This window comes from Candidatus Cloacimonadota bacterium (genome assembly GCA_034722995.1).
Classification (GTDB): Bacteria; Cloacimonadota; Cloacimonadia; order JGIOTU-2; family JGIOTU-2; genus JAGMCF01.
In genome coordinates this window covers 3,131-20,903 of record JAYEOL010000024.1, presented here as the reverse complement: position 1 = coordinate 20,903, position 17,773 = coordinate 3,131, and the positions used below count along the sequence as shown (strand labels likewise).

The 17,773-nt window shown below is 32.7% G+C and carries 13 protein-coding genes and 2 tRNA genes; 3 read left to right on the top strand and 12 right to left on the bottom strand.

The genetic code is table 11. From position 1 onward, the window contains the following. The 12 genes from U9R23_03255 to U9R23_03200 all read right to left on the bottom strand — a co-directional run. On the bottom strand, window positions 1-965 hold a 965-nt coding region (locus tag U9R23_03255), incomplete at its 3' end, for an aconitase family protein (GenBank protein MEA3475447.1). Between the two features lie 604 nt (window positions 966-1,569). Beyond that, on the bottom strand, window positions 1,570-2,469 hold the full coding sequence (locus U9R23_03250; GenBank protein ID MEA3475446.1) for a prohibitin family protein: 900 nt from the start codon (window positions 2,467-2,469) through the stop codon (window positions 1,570-1,572). A gap of 59 nt (window positions 2,470-2,528) precedes the next feature. After that, entirely contained in the window at window positions 2,529-2,936 is a 408-nt protein-coding gene (locus U9R23_03245; GenBank protein MEA3475445.1) for a cobalamin B12-binding domain-containing protein, read from the bottom strand. Between the two features lie 146 nt (window positions 2,937-3,082). Then, a complete protein-coding gene (locus U9R23_03240) occupies window positions 3,083-4,723 on the bottom strand; it encodes a methylmalonyl-CoA mutase family protein (GenBank protein MEA3475444.1) in 1,641 nt (546 codons plus the stop codon). Between the two features lie 118 nt (window positions 4,724-4,841). Beyond that, window positions 4,842-6,725: an O-antigen ligase family protein gene (locus U9R23_03235; protein MEA3475443.1), complete on the bottom strand. Its 1,884-nt coding sequence runs from the start codon at window positions 6,723-6,725 to the stop codon at window positions 4,842-4,844. Between the two features lie 74 nt (window positions 6,726-6,799). Further along, window positions 6,800-9,688, bottom strand: coding sequence for a T9SS type A sorting domain-containing protein (locus U9R23_03230; protein ID MEA3475442.1), 2,889 nt, complete (start codon window positions 9,686-9,688; stop codon window positions 6,800-6,802). Window positions 9,689-9,951: 263 nt separating this feature from the next. Further along, a complete protein-coding gene (gene porU / locus U9R23_03225; protein MEA3475441.1) occupies window positions 9,952-13,824 on the bottom strand; it encodes a type IX secretion system sortase PorU in 3,873 nt (1,290 codons plus the stop codon). A 183-nt stretch (window positions 13,825-14,007) separates the two neighbouring features. Next, entirely contained in the window at window positions 14,008-14,265 is a 258-nt protein-coding gene (rpsT, locus tag U9R23_03220) for a 30S ribosomal protein S20 (GenBank protein ID MEA3475440.1), read from the bottom strand. 132 nt (window positions 14,266-14,397) lie between these two features. After that, window positions 14,398-14,634, bottom strand: a complete 237-nt coding sequence (locus tag U9R23_03215) for a hypothetical protein (protein ID MEA3475439.1) — start codon at window positions 14,632-14,634, stop codon at window positions 14,398-14,400. Between the two features lie 12 nt (window positions 14,635-14,646). Next, window positions 14,647-15,585 carry a hypothetical protein gene (locus tag U9R23_03210; protein ID MEA3475438.1) on the bottom strand — a complete coding sequence of 313 codons (939 nt, stop codon included), beginning with the start codon at window positions 15,583-15,585 and terminating at the stop codon, window positions 14,647-14,649. A 33-nt stretch (window positions 15,586-15,618) separates the two neighbouring features. Continuing rightward, the gene (locus U9R23_03205; protein MEA3475437.1) at window positions 15,619-16,227 is read right to left on the bottom strand and encodes a CDP-alcohol phosphatidyltransferase family protein; all 609 of its coding nucleotides are present in this window, start codon (window positions 16,225-16,227) and stop codon (window positions 15,619-15,621) included. Between the two features lie 2 nt (window positions 16,228-16,229). Beyond that, window positions 16,230-17,081, bottom strand: a complete 852-nt coding sequence (locus U9R23_03200) for an NAD(+)/NADH kinase (protein ID MEA3475436.1) — start codon at window positions 17,079-17,081, stop codon at window positions 16,230-16,232. Between the two features lie 147 nt (window positions 17,082-17,228). Between U9R23_03200 and U9R23_03195 the strand changes: the two genes are divergently transcribed. The 3 genes from U9R23_03195 to U9R23_03185 all read left to right on the top strand — a co-directional run bounded on the left by U9R23_03195 (window position 17,229) and on the right by U9R23_03185 (window position 17,694). Then, a tRNA-Ser gene (locus U9R23_03195) sits at window positions 17,229-17,313 on the top strand. Between the two features lie 33 nt (window positions 17,314-17,346). Beyond that, window positions 17,347-17,421: transfer RNA gene (locus U9R23_03190), tRNA-Gln, on the top strand. A gap of 6 nt (window positions 17,422-17,427) precedes the next feature. Beyond that, a complete protein-coding gene (locus U9R23_03185) occupies window positions 17,428-17,694 on the top strand; it encodes a GIY-YIG nuclease family protein (GenBank protein MEA3475435.1) in 267 nt (88 codons plus the stop codon). Window positions 17,695-17,773 lie beyond the last annotated feature (79 nt).

Genomic DNA, 17,773 nt, shown 5'->3' with positions numbered 1-17,773 from the left:
ACACCATTAGCTACTTTATTTCCTTTAAGAATTTCAGCAACCCAACGCATATCTTCAATTCTCCCGTTAGTACAGGAGCCAACGAATACGGAATCAACTTTTAAACCTTTTAATTCTTTAACATCCGTAACATTATCAGGCTTTGGAGGGCAGGCAATTTGTGGTTTTAAATCAGTAACATCAATCTCAATTTCATCACAATAATTTGCATCTGCATCAGCGAATATGAATTCTGGTTTTTCTCCAGTTCTTTCAGCAAGCCAATTGATTACATTCTTATTTGGATATGGAAAAGCTACAATCCCACCCATCTCTGTCATCATACTGCAAAGAGTAATGTACTCTGCGAAGCTCAAATCTTTCAGGCATTCTCCATAATATTCAATACATTTTCCAAGAGCTCCTTTACTTCCCAATTTTCTTAAAATATAAAGAATTAAATCCTTTGCGGTAGTAGGATATGAAAATCTTCCTTTTAGATTTACTTTGATTGTTTCTGGCACTTCAAACCAGGTTTTTCCAGTACGAAAGGTAAAAGCAATATCCTGGTCCCCCATTCCCTGACCAAGCGCATTTACCGCTCCTAAAATATTAAAATGACTGTCTGTCCCAACTATTGTTCGTCCCGGTCTTGCTATACCCGTTTCCATCAAAATATGAGTTCCAATTCCCGCATCAACATCATATACTTTTATACCAGACTTTTTAGCAAACTCACGACAAATCTGCTGATTATTTGCATAAGGAATGGTTTTGGCAGGCACAACACAGTCAAATGTAAAAAGTATGTTTTCAATATCTGGCAATTGTTCATTCGGATAATATCTTTCAAGATTTTTAACAACATTGGCTCCGCCAAAATCACGAGCAGTTCGTATGTCTATTTTCATCCAGACAATTTTTCCGGCTTTAACATCCTCTTCAGAATGCATTTGAATTATTTTTTCAATTATAGTTTTGCCCATTTTTTTCTCACCACAGAGGTATCCTCCACAAAAGTAATGCAATTGTCCACAATTGCGACACAATCGGGACGATTGTGTTACATTTCATCTGAATGTGATTGAATGATTTTTTCAATTATAGCTTTGCCCATATTTTTTCACCACAGAGGCACACCCGTTCTCCGTAGTCCCGATGGAATCGGGACGAAGGGTGAAAGAGTACACAGACCTGCCCGCCGCACAAGGCTTTGGCAGGCGGGGATAATTTCTATTTCTTTTTTGATTATCCTCTGTTTCAGCTTCTGCATATAATTTTCATATTCCTTTGCGGCCACTTGCCGACATATGTGTTTCATCTGAAAATACATCAACCACAGAGACGCAGATATAATTTTTCTTTATTTTAGGAGTGCGAAAATGCGTCCCGACGAGTCGGGACAAACTTTTCGCTTGTGCCCAGGCTGAAAGTTCGTATCCCCGATAAATCTCGGATCCTCGTTTCAGCACTCCAGAGAAAAATTGTTGAGTCCGTTTCTCAATTTTTAATTTTTGCTTTTTACATTTTGCCTTATATCCCTATATCCTTATATCCCTATCTCCTTATTTCCTTATTTCCATTTATCTCCTACTTTCCAGTACTAATTATTGGCTTAATCTCTTGTCCCATGGGAATAAAGATAATCGTATTATTTGGGCTACCAATCAATTTCTTCATCATATCAATTTGATACCATTTAAGATAGCTTTCTGTGAGCCCTTCAGCAATTGTCTGATTTGCCTTTTTGATACCTTCTGCTTCTATGATTTTCCTCTCTTTTTCTTTTGCCTCTTTTAGCAGAGTATATTGCATCTTTTGAAAATTTTGCTGTTCTGTTTTTTTAGCATTTATAGCTGCTTCTACTTGTTTTGGTAGAGTAACATTCCTGAGAAGAACATCTTCAATAAATATTCCTCTTGGAAGTAATTTCTTATGAGCTTTTTCTTTCATTGTTAAAGCAATAGTATCTCTTGCAGACGAATATACCTGTTCCATTTTAAAGCTGCTAATAACTTCTCGGATAATCGTTTTGAGTTCAGGTCGTATAATTTTTGATTCATAGTTAGTGCCAATTTTTTCATATACTTCTGGTGCTTTAGTATCTAATAAATGAAACAAGCATGTAATATCCATAGGAAGCAATATTCCATCTGAGGTTAATGCTTTAATTGCGTCGTCTCCTCGGACCCTACCTTCATATCGTGTAGCACTCATTGTATATGTTTCAGTGCGAACACTCATAGTACGCATAGTTATTAACGGATTTACAAAATTAAGTCCGCTGGGCAAAATTCTTTTTTGAACTTTTCCAAAAAGCACCTGCACTTTTACTTTGCCTGGCTCAACTACTTTAATTGTTTGTGATAAAACTCCAAAAATAATTAGCAAAACAATAATAGTTTTTGCCAATTTAGCTTTATCGTGGAAAATACTCTTTGCCTGCCAATATAGCACAATCAGAATTATAAGGATGATTATTATACCCATTTTTTCTCCTTTTGGGATAAATCCCAGTTTTTTATTTTTGAATGATATTTCCAATCATTTTATTTTATCCCGATGTATCGGGACTCTTTCTCAATAAACTCAATAATTTCTTTTGATTTGGTGCCTGGGGTAAAGATTGCTTTAACTCCAATATCTTTCAAATAAGGAATATCATCTTTCGGAATTACTCCACCGCCAAAGACAATTATATCCTCTGCTCTATTTTCTTTAAGAAGTTTCATCACTTTAGAAAGCAAAACATTATGAGCGCCAGATAAAATACTTATTCCAAGAAAGTCAACATCTTCCTGAATTGCAGCTGCAACTATCTGCTCAGGTGTTTGCCGAATTCCAGTATAAATAATTTCATAACCCGCATCGCGAAGGGCACGGGCAACAAACTTTGCTCCCCTATCGTGTCCATCTAAGCCAGGTTTTGCAATTAAAATTCTTATTTTCTTTTCCATATTAGCTTTCTGCCACAAAGTCCCTAAGGCACCAAGAATATAAAATCATTTCTTCTGTCAACAAACAAATTTTTATAGCAAATAAAATTTGTATTAACCCTTTGTGTCCCCGCGTCCGCGGTGATTGAGTCTTTGTGGCTGAGCAATTACAACACAAGTTGTTCTTCATATTCTCCAAATTCTTCACGCAAAACATCACAAATCTCACCTAAAGTAGCGTATACTTTAACTGCTTCTAGAATTACGGGCATCAAATTATCAGAAGATTTTGCAGTCGCTCTAATCTTTTTTAGTGCCATTTCTACTTTATGATTATCTCTCTCCTGTTTAACTTTTTTCAATTTTTCAACTTGTAATCTCTCAAACGATTCATCAACTTTCAAAATGCTTCTGCACGGCTCCGCTTCTGTAACAAATTTATTAAGTCCTACAATAATTCTTTCTTCATTCTCTATTTGTTTCTGATATTTGTAAGCACTATCTTGAATCTGTTTTTGCACATAGCCCTTTTCAATCGCCTCAACCATACCGCCCAATTCATCAATTTGAGAAATGTATTCCATTGCTTTCTCTTCAATCTGATTTGTTATGCTTTCTATAAAATAAGAACCTGCTAATGGGTCAATTGTATTGCAAACACCACTTTCATAAGCAACAATTTGTTGTGTTCTGAGAGCAATTCTAACTGAATCTTCACTTGGAAGAGCTAATGCTTCATCTCTTGAATTTGTATGTAAAGACTGTGTTCCTCCAAGCACAGCAGCAAGTGTTTGGATTGTGACACGAGCAATATTATTGTCAGGCTGTTGAGCTGTTAAAGTTGAGCCTCCAGTTTGAGTATGAAATCTCATTTTCATTGATTTTGGATTCTTTGCATGAAATCGTTCTCTCATAATCTTTGCCCAGAGCCGTCTTGCCGCTCTAAATTTTCCAACTTCTTCAAACAAGTCATTATGAGAATTAAAAAAGAACGAGACTCTTGGTGCAAAATCATCTACATTTAGCCCAACCTTTTGTGCTGCCTCAATATAGGCGATTCCATCTGCAAGCGTAAAGGCTATTTCTTGGGCAGCGGTTGATCCAGCTTCTCTAATATGATAACCAGAAACAGAAATGCTATTCCAACGCGGAATATTTTTTGAACAGTATTGAAAGACATCTGTAATCAAACGCATTGACGGTTTCGGTGGAAAAATATATGTCCCTCTTGCAATATATTCTTTTAGAATATCATTTTGAATAGTACCTTTCAGTTTTTCTTTTGACACCCCTTGTTTTTCTGCCACTGCGATATACATAGCTAAAAGTATTGCTGCAGTTGAATTAATTGTCATTGAAGTTGAAATCCTGTCCAAAGGAATTCCATCAAAAAGGGTTTCCATATCTGCAAGCGAATCAATAGCCACGCCGACTTTACCCACCTCACCACTACTCATTGGATGGTCTGAATCGTAGCCAATCTGCGTGCAAAGGTCAAAAGCAATTGAAAGCCCAGTTTGACCTTGTGAAAGCAGATATTTATATCTTTTGTTAGATTCCTCAGCATTTCCAAAACCGGCATACTGACGCATTGTCCATAAGCGGCCTCTATACATCGTTGGTTGAACGCCACGAGTAAAAGGATACAAGCCGGGATAGCCAATATCGGTTTTATAATTTATTTCTTCTATGTCTTCCGGGGTATATAGTCTATTAACGATATCAGAAGAGCCTGAAATAAATTCTTCTTTTCTTTCTGGATATCTTTCCGTAACTTCTTTTATAAGTTCTCTGTATCTTGATTTCATCCTATCCTTAGATATTTATTGATAAGTAATATTTTAGCCATTTAAGCGTTAAACAATTTTTGTAGTAAAGAAAAAAATTTATCTCATCACAGTTCTTTAAAAATGATGTTATTAATTTTTACCGGGACAGAATTTTTTTAATCTGTTCTAACTCTGAAGTTTTATCTTTATCTTTGTCAATGTAATATTTTTTTAGATTTTCAAAAGCAAAATTGAGGTTCCTTTTCTCTTGAGATAAAATCCTTTCTCTGTCTAAAACAAGATTTTTCTCTATTTTTTCAACGATTTTTTCTACATATTTTTGCAAATAATTAATAGATGCTTTCTCATAATTAATATAATGATAAGCTATTGCGAGATTAAAGTATACTTTAGGATACTGATCATATTTTAACTCAGCTTTATACTCATTTATAGCTTTATTCCAATTATTAGATTTTGAATAAATATAACCTTTCCAGAAATGTGCTTGTGGGTAATAAGGGGAAATAGCAAGCAATCTGTCGAAATATTTAATCGCCTTTTGATAATTCTTCGCATAAAAGTTGGAATAGCCAAGATGATAGAGTAAATTAGAGTTATGAGGGATAAAATTTCGTGCTTTCTCAGCATACTTTATTGAAGCGAATAATCCTCTTTTTGAAGTTGTAAATTCCTCCTTTGACCTCTGAAAATAACCCAATCCTGTTATATTTTTTATATTTATTGAGATTAACCATAGAAACAAAGGGATAAGAATGAATAGAATATATTTCTTTTTATTCGTTCTATTTATTTTGGTATCTATTTCCCCATAATTAGCAAAGATTAAGCCTGCAAGAATATAAAAATATGTCTGCATTGGAGATAGTCGCATGGTAATGGTAAAGAGATTATGAGTAATAAAAAGCAGAAGGGATAGCAAGCATGCACCGATAAAATATTTCCTCTCCCCTTTAAACATTGAAGTTTTCTTTATAGCTTCTAATATTATTACAATGATAAATGCTAAAAAAAGTAGTAGTCCTATTATACCGGTTTCAGTCCATTGTTCCATAAATTCATTGTGAGTATGTGTAATAATATCCTCTTGTCCTATCAATTTGTAATCACTTTGCTTATACTTTGGAAAATAATGCACAAAAGAACCAAGACCACTCCCTAATAACCAGAAATCTTTTATATAATCAAAAGTTGATTGATAAATCCTTTCCCTAAAAATAATCGTGGCTGGACGAATTTTTTGAAAAGTATAAAATAATCCTATGAATAGTATTAATAGTATAATTACTGAAGTTGTAAGAAGTTTAAATTTTGACTTTTTTATACTGTATGCTAATATAAAAATAGTCATCACTAATAAAAAAGCAAGGAGACCTCCACGCGATTGTGTCCAGAATAAAAATATAATTACTAAAATTGATGATAAAAGAGAAAAATATTTTATCCAGTTTTTTTTAGCATTTTTATTTGAATATAATTTCCATAAATAGATAGTAAAACCAATAGTAATTAAGAGATAACTCGCATAATAATTAGGATTTGCCCAATTTAGGCTAAGACGAGAAAAAGAAACAACAGTCTGTGATTGAAGAAAATATCCGGGAATAATTGAAATAAGAAAGCTGAAAACAAATGAACCTGCAATTAGACATCTTTCACTTTTATTGATTTTAATTTGAGAGATAATAAAAAATAAGATTATTGAAGGGATTAAATATATTAGAACATCTAAACCATAATCTGCCGTCTGGTGGATTAAAAAAATAGTTCTAATAATACTATATAAAAGATATATGCCAATAATCAAAAATGGAAGATGTTTCTTCTTATTGAGTTTATATTTGGGTGAAAGAAAAAAAAGAGTGCAAATAACAAAAATTAGAATTTGAAGTATTAAAAGCCTATATGGAAAAAATAAAAGGTATTTTTTTGTTATGAAAAATGGATTAGTAAAAATCAAGAGAGAAAACAAATAAATTATTGGTTGGATTTTAAATGATTGTTTTACTTTTTTTGCCATACAGTTTTATTATGACACCAAAAAATAAAAGCCCCACCCCGATTTATCGGGACAGGGCTTAAATTGAATGATAATTATCGCAGAATAACCATTTTCTTTGTAATTGTAGTTTCTTGAGTCTCTAATCTGAGGAAATAGATTCCATTAGATAGAGATTTGCTATTCCATGTAAGAGTATGAGGTCCTTTCTCCATTTTATTATCTACCAATGTCTCAACTAACTGCCCTTTAATGTTATAAACTGAAATTTTAACATCAGAATTTGCTTTTAGGTTGAATGAGATATTTGTATTTGAAGTTACAGGGTTCGGGAAATTCTGATTAAGGTAAGTTGTTGGTACTTCAGGTTCATGTCCTGGGCCAACACCCACTACCATATCCATTAAGGCATTGCAATAAAAATCATAAGAATAGGCTTCAAGTGTATCTACTGATACAAAATTGAATGCGTGGCCATCATAATAACTAACATCACCAAGGTATTTAGCTGTATTATCATCAACAAGAATGAAGTATTCTGGGTGGTCGGGAGTAGTATTTCCATTTATGAATTCACCAGTAATTAATATAAAGAAGTCATTGCTTACTGGAACTGAACTTGAGAATGGAATATTTTTCCATTGATACCTCATCCATGTAGTAATGTCAATTTCTTCTTCATAAAGTAATGCACCTAATGTAGTAGGAGAAGTAGCATCATAAACCTTGAATGTTAAAGGAGCGGTTTCCGGTGGTACTGGTGGTCCAGATGGAATGTGACGGTTATAACATAAATGTCTTATACCATTAATATTGTGAGTTCCTGTGAGCACTCCATCAGTATAAGGTGAAAAGTATGTTAATGCACCTGTACAGCCGGGATAGTAGTACTGACCTACTACTCTGCTATTATATCCAAGCTCATATTCATTTTCTGGATAAATTTGAACTGACATTGGGGGGGCATAGTCGTTGTCAAGTACGGTATCTCCTGCTGCTTCTACCCAGGCCACATAATCATAGGTACCTTCTACTGGGGTATAGCCTGGATTTCTCGTTAGATCAAATATACCGTATTCACCCATTCCTAAAGGACCTACATTTTGTGCATAATAATCAAAATCTGGAGGTTCAAATCCTGCACCTTCTACATCAATACGTATGTTAGCTGCTGAACTTCCATAACCTTCTTGACCTATAATGACTTTAGGTGTTAAATCTGATTTAATATCAAGTCCTACAGTTGATGGATATGGGACAAGAGTGAAATCACAAGCCATATCAACTTCAGGAAGAGAAATTCCTGTGATATCTATATCATCAACATAGAAGCCTGCACCAAAGGTATAGGTACTATCATCTGTGGTCACGGTTACCTTAAGTTTAATGTCTTTATCAGCATAGTCTGTAACATTACATGTACCGTTGAAGATATAATCTTTATCAATTAATTCCCAACCACAGGAAGGAGCAGGATAGTCTCTATCATAATCATAGAAGAGTGCTTCCCATGGTAAATTGCCGGGATTTACCAGGAAGTTTTGTTGAGCGTCTGCATTATCTTCAAAGAAAGTAGTGGAGCCATCTGATATTACAACATTATCTATGAACCAGGCACCTTCAGTATCATTACCATCTTCATCAGACCAGCCAGAATCAGAGATAAAGCGGAACCTTATTTTTACATTTTCGTTAGCATAACTACTAAGGTCTATCTGTTCTGCAGTCCAGGTATTATTAGTTCCATTATATGTAGCAAGAGTAGTTTGTGAAGCCCAATTATCAGTAGAAATTTCAACATAACAATAATCGTAATCCAACTCTACATCATAGCGTTGCATAAAATCAAGGGAGATTGGACTGGATGTGGATAAATCCAAGTCAGGGGTCTCAATCCATTGATTCCAATTATTACCATAACCCCAGCCACCAGCCCAGGTGGGGTCTTCAAGTCCACACCACCAGGAATTACCTTCATAAGCATTCAGGTCATCTATATGCCAATAATCATCAACTGGTGCATCTGTATCTACAATCCACAGTCTGTAAGTTTCATCAATATAACCCGGAGCGGCTACTGTTCTGGGAAATTCAATATTAATCCACATACTTATAAAGTATAGATTATATCCTGGTATAAGATGGAAAGTCGGGGAAACCAACGGGTCATTGGTATAGCCTACCCCTTCATCAATCCACCAGCAATGTGTGGGGCTGTGAGGAATAGTATCATTTTCAATATATTGCCAGTTGCCAGTTCCTGTCGTCCATGTGTCTGTCCAGGTAACATTTGCATCAATGCACCACTCATAAGGAGCTTCGGATATCCATCCAGTACCATCATTACTAAATGAACGAGCAGCGGTTCCGGAACCATCATCACAAATTACATCAAGGGTAGTACCAGTACAAATCTTAACAGATATAAAGAAATCTTCCATACTAGTAAGTGTAATTCCTAAAGAGGACAAATCTATTGTATTTCCAGCACCAGGGTCTACATCAAGTGAGCCAAGTACCGTTCCAGGCAACCCACTGGCATCCTTATCATAAACACTAATAGTTACTAAAGTAGCATCGCCACCATAAAAGTATATCCAGGTTCCATCAAGTGTACCATTATGGAATGGAGTAAATCGTGTGGCAATTTCGTCGGCGGGAGTAAGAGTAACTATGTAAGCCGCACCTGTGTAATACCAAAATGCGTCCTCAGTTTCAAAATTTTCAGCCCATACAGTTTCAACACCACCTTTATCTGAACGGGTATTTACATATTCATCGTCAATTGGAGCTACTTGATGATGTCTGAGCGTCCTTAACGCAGCACCTTCGGGAACGACGGGATGACTTTCTGAATTTACGATTTTTGGAAGGGTGCTCTCTGTTTTGCTTGCAGGCTCAGTAGCCTGTTTTACAATAGCCCAGCTAAGAGAAACTGAGAAAATCAATAACAGAATTGTCAGAAAGCAAAGTTTCTTTTTCATTTTTTTCTCCTTTAATATTAGATTGTTAATATAAACATTTCAGACAAGATTTTTGTCTGAAAATCCTAATCTGTAAGTTAGCATTTTTATAATTCTGCCATATAGGCATTTTCCTATCTAAGACATTAACGATTTCTTATGCTGTTAAGCATAATACCTAATTACTTAGAATGCCTTACTAATCCAATTTACTAAAACCAAATAAAAACAATCTTAATTCTCTTGTCAAATTTTTTATTATTTTTTTAATTTTTTATTAAAATTTAATGTGATATTATCAGTTTATAAACATTATTAACTCTTTTAGAATTAAGAATGATTTTATAGAAATACACACCACTTGCCGGAGAATCTCCATCATTATCTTTTCCATCCCAAAAAATTTGATTATATTCAGGCTGGCATATTTTATCACTAATCGTTTTTATCTTCTTTCCTGAGATAGTAAAGACCTCAATATCCACTACCGCATCTCCATCTAAATAAAATGTAAAATAGGTAAAATCTTTCATTGGATTTGGATAATTAAGGACATTACGCACTTTTATCTTTGCAGTTTCTTTTATCTTAAAACTTATCTCTTCACCAGCACCCTCATTAAAATTATCAAATAATTCTAATTTCAGTTGATGGCTACCTACACTTAAATTGTTTATTTTATACTCAATTGTTCCATCTGTGTAAGAATCAGTATTGTATATAAAATAATCTGTTATGTTTTCTTCGCAATAATCATCAATTGTAAGAAGAATCCTGTGCCCTGGATAATTTGTAATATTTATTCCGTTAGAATCGGAAATGTTTGCAAAGAGTGTTGGTGTTGCTGAAACATAATCACCGTTTTTAAACTCCTCTCTATCAAGCCAGATATTAATTGATGGAGGACCGTCATTTACTGCATCACTATATCCATTTATAATCAAATTATGATTATTGGGACTGGATTGCTTATGATATGACATAAGAATGTCTTTAGTTTTATCAGTATTAACCGCATATGCAAGAATATGACCTTTAGAGCTTCCATAAATATCGTCTGGAACGATAAATCTTAAAGAAAATGTATCCTGAGAACAAGAAATGGGTCCTTTGAATATTGGTTTACCCTTTTTATAATAGTCAATATATTTTTGGTCCCCATCAGGCTCAACATAATAATAGGTAGTTTGATAATCCGTATCATAAACCACAGCAAAGATTTGTTCATACCGATTATCTGCATCAGTTATATTTCCAATAAGTGTTGCAGTTTGTCTTGCTTTTAGAGAGTCTGGATAATTATCTGCAATTGTTATATCACCGGCAGATGGTGGTATAACCAACCTGAGAGCAGGATCTCCGAAAAGGTTATAAGTACTAGAACTGTATGTACTTATTATTTCACCAATTCGTCTTTCTCTGTCTGCTTCATTAACTAATTTTGAAACAATCCCGTAAGGACCATAGCCACCACTGCGAGAAGATGCATATGAAGCAATTGCTCCTCTATCCTTTGCAAGAAGCATCTTTTCAGCCATTGATTCAAAAGTATTAGAATCAAAATGACCAACATTACATGAACCTGCATAGAAAAATGGCAGCATATCAGAATTATTAAGTTTTGAGATATCACTGGAACGGAAATAATCCTCATCCCCAAGGACATCATAACCTCCATGACCGATATAAACGAATATTGCAACTCCATTATTTATAGTCTTAATTATAGCTTCATTTGCTTCCGGTTTGTTGCTTAATTCATCAAGTGGATAATCAATACCATAAATCTTTATAAGTTCAACATTGTCATCAATGAACACAGCAAGTGAGCACTCGGCAGTATTTGTATGTTGAGGTTGGTCATTATCCCCATGTTGAAGAACATCGTCTGCAGAAATCATTACACGACTTCTCCAGAAGCCATAATTAGGATTTGTTGTATAGTTAATTATTTTATCAATAACTATTTCTAATTCTGTTATTGTTTGACAAGGAATTCTTCCAATCATCATTTCGGGATTACTTGAATTGAAACACACATAATTCTCATCCAATGGAGTAGTTCCTTTGATAAAGGGGAGAATTTTATTTTTATCACCAGTTATGGAATCATAATTTCTAAAATCGTTAGTGCCGTCTCCAACTAAAATTACATAAGAAACCTTATGCCCAGAATCAACCCCATAATAATCAAATGCATAGTGTAAGAAGTATCTAATAGCGACCACATCTGGTAAGCCCCATGAAAATTCATCGTATACATCATTTAATTTTGTAACTAGAACAGTCATGCTATCAATTTCACTATGAAAGTTAGCTAATTCTTTTGATTTTTCATAATATTCTTCAGGACAGATAATAATAAGATCTGTATTTGCAAGTTTAATATTATTTCGTAAATAGCATTCCTTATCATTTTCTTCAATTATCTGACCATTTTCATTATATGAGTAATAAACTTTTGGCACATACTTTTCAATAATCTGAGAAGGAGATATGTATCCATCTTGACAAACAGCAAAATATTTTATATCCTTATTATTTATAGAATCTGTAAAATATACTTTATTATTTTCAAAATATAAGCTATCAATTCTCTCTACATTATCAAAATCATAGACCTTAAAGATTTGCAACTCACTATTTCGGACATTTCTTATCTCAATATTATACAATGTATTAATTTCTGGTAGGGAAAATGATACTCGATTATTTTCCAAAGATAGGTTTTTATCATATTCTACTTCGTAAAAATTAAAAGAGAGCGTCTGTGATCCGGAGGAATAAGCTTGAATATCCAGTCTATTATTACCATTTTTAAAAAGGTCTCCACTAAACCAAACACTACTACTCAAAATGTAAGGGTGAATCTCATTATTATTTAGATAGAACTTTGATAATGTATTATCTGGCCTTGAATTAAATTTCAACATAATCTTTTGATTTCCATTTTGAACTAAGTTTGAAACAAAAAATTCAAAACTTTTTATGTTACTTCCAGTTCCTGGAAAATTATACCAAAACCATTTTATTCCATTCGGTTCCAATCTTAACTCTTCCTCTTCAAAATGTTCTTTATAATGGTAAATATTTAATGTTTCTTTGGGATTTCTTCTTTGTAAAATAGTCTTATGTAATGATGGATTATTTACCGTAACACCTAAATCAGTAATGTATGTAAGCCAATAAATATTTTCCCCAGTGTAGGGATTAAAGTGTTGATTGTATCCACCCCCATTGTAATTTGGATTCATCTCATTACCATTTGTATCACGTGCATAGAAATATATTGAGAAATCATCTCCAGATTGTGATAAAAAAACCGGAATTTCTCTTAAATCTGATGGTCCTGTATAACTATTTCTATCTAATGAGCAACCTCCGCCATTAAATATTCTTACATATTCAGCATGTAAATTTTCCTCATCTGCAATATCAAAATCAACTAATTGACTTTTTGTAATCTTATAAATTCCATCCTGAGTAATGGGTATTTTAAACCATCTATAATTAGAGAATGGATTGTCTGGAATCTCTCTTTTTTGACTAATTGACCAATTTTTTGCAATATCAAAGTTTATAATCTTATTTCTGAAAACATTTTCAAAGTTCTTATCTTTAAATTCTGATTTTATGTGACCACTTCCTCCAAAATCTATTCTTATCCTAAATTCTGAGGTTATAATAAGCTGGTTATTCTCAGCCCGAAAAGGATGAATTATTAGCTTAACAACCCTTTGATTTCTCCAGATATATGGCTGGGTTAAAACAATATCTCTTGGTGAAAGTGAGTTATAATATATTTCTGGTTGAATTTCATAAATCATACGACAAGTTTCTTCACCAATTTCTTGAACATATTTTGGATATGGCAATATAGGATTTTTAAGAGGAATTTCTGAAGTTTTTTTATCAAATGTTTTGAATGATATATTCCCTTTAGATGGAATTCCAATAATAAAACTTAATTCAGGAAGTTTGGCTGCTCCTTCTTTATAGTTATATGAAAAATGTGCTCCTTCTATAACAGTAAAATTATTAAAATGGTCAATTTGGTATTCACCTAAATCAAATTGCAGAATAAGAAAGTCAAAATTTGATTCTAAGATTGCTATTGGATTTTTATCTGCACTTACATTTGTAGTAAATACAAACAAAAGAATAAATACTATTGTCAAGTCAAATATCAAATGACGTATCCACCAAACAGGGTTATTGCATTCCCAATCAGGAGATTGGGAATGAGAACACGCTTGACTTGACAATAGCAAGGCAAATAATTTTTTTCTCAAAATGTAGAATTAATTTCAAAAAATAAATATAATTTTCAAGATATGAATTTAATCCATAAACTTATTTGCGAAATTTGCTAAACGAGATTTGCGACGAGCAGCACTGTTTTTGTGAATCACACCTTTTTTAACAGCCTTGTCTAATACTGAATAGACTTCGGGCAACATCTTTTTTATCTCTTCTTTACTGCTGGCGTTTTTTAGCTTTTTCACAAATGTTTTAATTGTTTTCTTAACATATCTGTTGTTATCTCTCTTTTTCGCATCTGCTCTAAGTTTTTTCTCGCAAGATTTATGCTCTGGCATTACACTCCTTCCATTAACAATATAATTTAAAATAAGATATTAGCTGAAAATTTTTATCCTTTCCGTCTGGGCGCCTGTCGGGGAACTGGCCAAGACCGAAAATCTTTGTAAACAATTTAAATAAAATCATAATTATTTATGCTTGATGAGATATTTTGAAACAATTTTTCTTAGAAAAAGAATATTAAAAACTGTTAGCAACAAAAAAACTATTAACAGAATAATAAATTTTTCCATCCCTAAAATATTAAATATTCCAGTAATTATTGCTGAAAGTCCAATACTAAAGAAGATAAATTTATGAGTAAAAATTTCAATAAAAATAAGAATAAGTCCCAAAACAATCCATAGTAGCCAGTATGATAGCATAATTTAATTTATCTATTTAGCATCTGTTTTATGATTTTTATCAGGTTCTGAATTTTTATCCTTCTGCTTTGGTTTTCTTATATATTTTCTCTTTATTCGTTTCTCGCCATAACCATAATTATAATCACCATACCCATAAGAACTACTTCCATATCTCCCATATTGTCCATATCTTGATGAAGACCCATATCTAGTTTTTATACCAAGAATAACGAAAAGCCTTGTTAATCCAATTATTATTAGATAACATACAAAAAGCCCGATGGTGATAAATACAAGAGATTCAATAAAAGTGATTCCGAAAATTTCTAGTGATTTCCCAACATCTCCTGATAAGATTTTAGAAATATCAATTTTGGCTAAAACATACTTCTGACTTTTTTCTTTTTCAATTATTTCATTATTCAGAGAAGCGATAATATCATCTTTTTTCTTTAAATCTTCCCATCGCTTTTCTTCATTTATATACTGTTCTGTTCTAATCTGTCTTTTGTTATTCTCTTCTTCTTGTAATCTCTTTCTTAACTGTTCAATTGAAGCAGTTTCTTCAGATTTTTTCAATTCAGCAAATTCCAAATCAGGTAATTGCTTAAGCTTATTCATTACATTTCTATAACTATCAATAGGGAGTTGTATAATTTTAGTAATATTATTATTTTTTGTTGATTTAGAATATATTTCATTAAAGTCAGTATTTTTAAGAATTCTGCTCACCTCATTATCTTTTTCACGGATATCTTCGGTAACAAATTTAAAATCAATTTTAGTATAATACATATAACTTTCAAATTGCTCTGTAGCTTCTTCTGGTGTACTCGCTATAGTAGTTTTTTCAGGCTTAAAAAAAGTTTTAAGAATTTTAGATCTACTAAATGCAATAATCAAAGAAGCCATAATTACAACAAAAATTAGAAGGGTCCTTATTCTTCTTGTGATGTATAACGAAGCCATATACATACCTCCAATTGAGACAACTCAAAAATGTCAGTCATCTATTTTTAATTTTTTAATTTCTGCTTTTGCAGCAAGTCCATAAATTAATGTTGCAAAAAATAGTATTATAATACTTAATATTAGAATAATTTGTTGTAAAGACAACTCAAATATAATATTTACTTTAAAAAACTTTATATTTATAATATAAAGAAAAACTGAAAGGCTGATTAGGCAAACTGCAAATTTTCCAAAGATACTAGAACTTGGAATAATTTTGTACTTAGATATTAATATATACCCACCGGCAAGAATAAAAACCTCAAGAACAACAATGATTATGAATGCAAATAAAGGAAAACCTCTCTCAGACATTAGGAAGACTAAAATGGCGAGATAAAAAATTTTGTCAACAACAGGGTCAAGAATTTTGCCAATTGCAGTAGCTTGATTTAGGACTTTTGCAAGAAAACCATCAAGGACATCAGTAAAACCACAAAAAATAATCAGAGCAACCGCCCAAATATCATATCCTTTGTTAAGTAAAATAAGTATAAAAGGCAATATAATAAGACGAACCATAGTAATAATATTTGGAACTGTTATGAATGTTTTAGTATCAAAATCAGCTGAAGCGAATCTTTTTTTGCTTGAATACATAGTTAGAATTTATTCTTTAAGATAAATTTCTCCCGTAAAATCTTGCAGAAGTTTTTGTTTGTTAACTTTATAAATTTTGAATAAGATGATGATTTTTCTATATGAATATTATTATTAGCAGTTATATTATTAATGTCTTTTCCATCTATATTAAGATGGACTCCAACCACATTATCTTTTAAAACGATATTTAATTTTGAGCAAGCTGGAAATACAATTGGTCTAAGAAAAAGATTGTGAGGATTAATTGGTGTTAAAACTATCACATCACTCTCAGGGTAAACAATAGGTCCACCGGCTGATAGCGAATATGCAGTTGACCCATTTGGAGTAGCAACGATTACGCCATCAGCACGGATCATATAAACGAATTCATTACCTTTGTAGACTTCAATATTAATTAATTTTGGATAGTCACCTTTATAAATAACACAATCATTAATTGCATAATACTTATAACTTTTCTCCTTTTTTAGATGGCAAAGGAGTGCAAGTCTTTTTTCAATAGCATAATCATTATTAACAATACTATTGATAACCGAATCAAATTCATCTTTTTTACATTCAGAAAGGAAGCCAAGTTTTCCAAAATTAAATCCTATTATAGGTATGTCTTCTTCAATTACCAGTTTCGCTGCCATTAACATAGTTCCATCGCCTCCGAATACTATTAATAGGTCAATAATATTCCTGGTAAATTTATCAACATATTTCACAGAATTCAGTTCAGTTCTATGTTGTCGGGCTAAAAGAAACACATTTAGATTTTGCTTTTTTAGAGCAAAAATCTTTTCATTAAGATAAGCCCCATTTTTATAATTTAATGGGTTATAAAAAATGCCAATATTTTTCATGTTTTGTGTGAAATTTTTTTGTTTATGTTATTAATGTCAATAAAAAAAAGAATTGGAACTAAATTTTTATAAATTAATTGACATATGAAAGAGGCATTTTTAAAAATATCAATATAATAAGTATTCAGAGTAATTTATTTGTAGACAGGAGGATTAGTCCTAATGGTAAGGCATCCCGCTTGAAACGGGACGGGCTCTGCCCTTGGGGGTTCGAATCCCTCATCCTCCGCCATTTTAATTTTTAATTTATAATTTTAAATTATTCTGGGTCGTCGCCAAGCGGCAAGGCACAGGGTTTTGGTCCCTGTATTCGGAGGTTCGAATCCTCCCGACCCAGCCAAGTTTTATGAAAGGATACGTCTATTTTCTTAAATCATTGAACAAAAGGCGTTGGATATATGTAGGTTCTACCATCAATCTAAATAAAAGGTTGAAAGAACACAATGCCGGAAAATGTAAGTCCACTAAGGGACATAGACCGCTTAAACTTGTATATCTTGAAGAGTTTGATTCCATTGAGATGGCAAGGAAAAGAGAAAAATATTTTAAAACTGGTATAGGATTTGAAGAAAAAACTAAAATATTACATAATCTCAAATATAATAATATTTAAATAAAGGGAACTAATGTTTCATTCTCGGGAATTGATTGGTCCCTGCATTCGGAGGTTCGCCCGTTCTCCGAAGGATGAA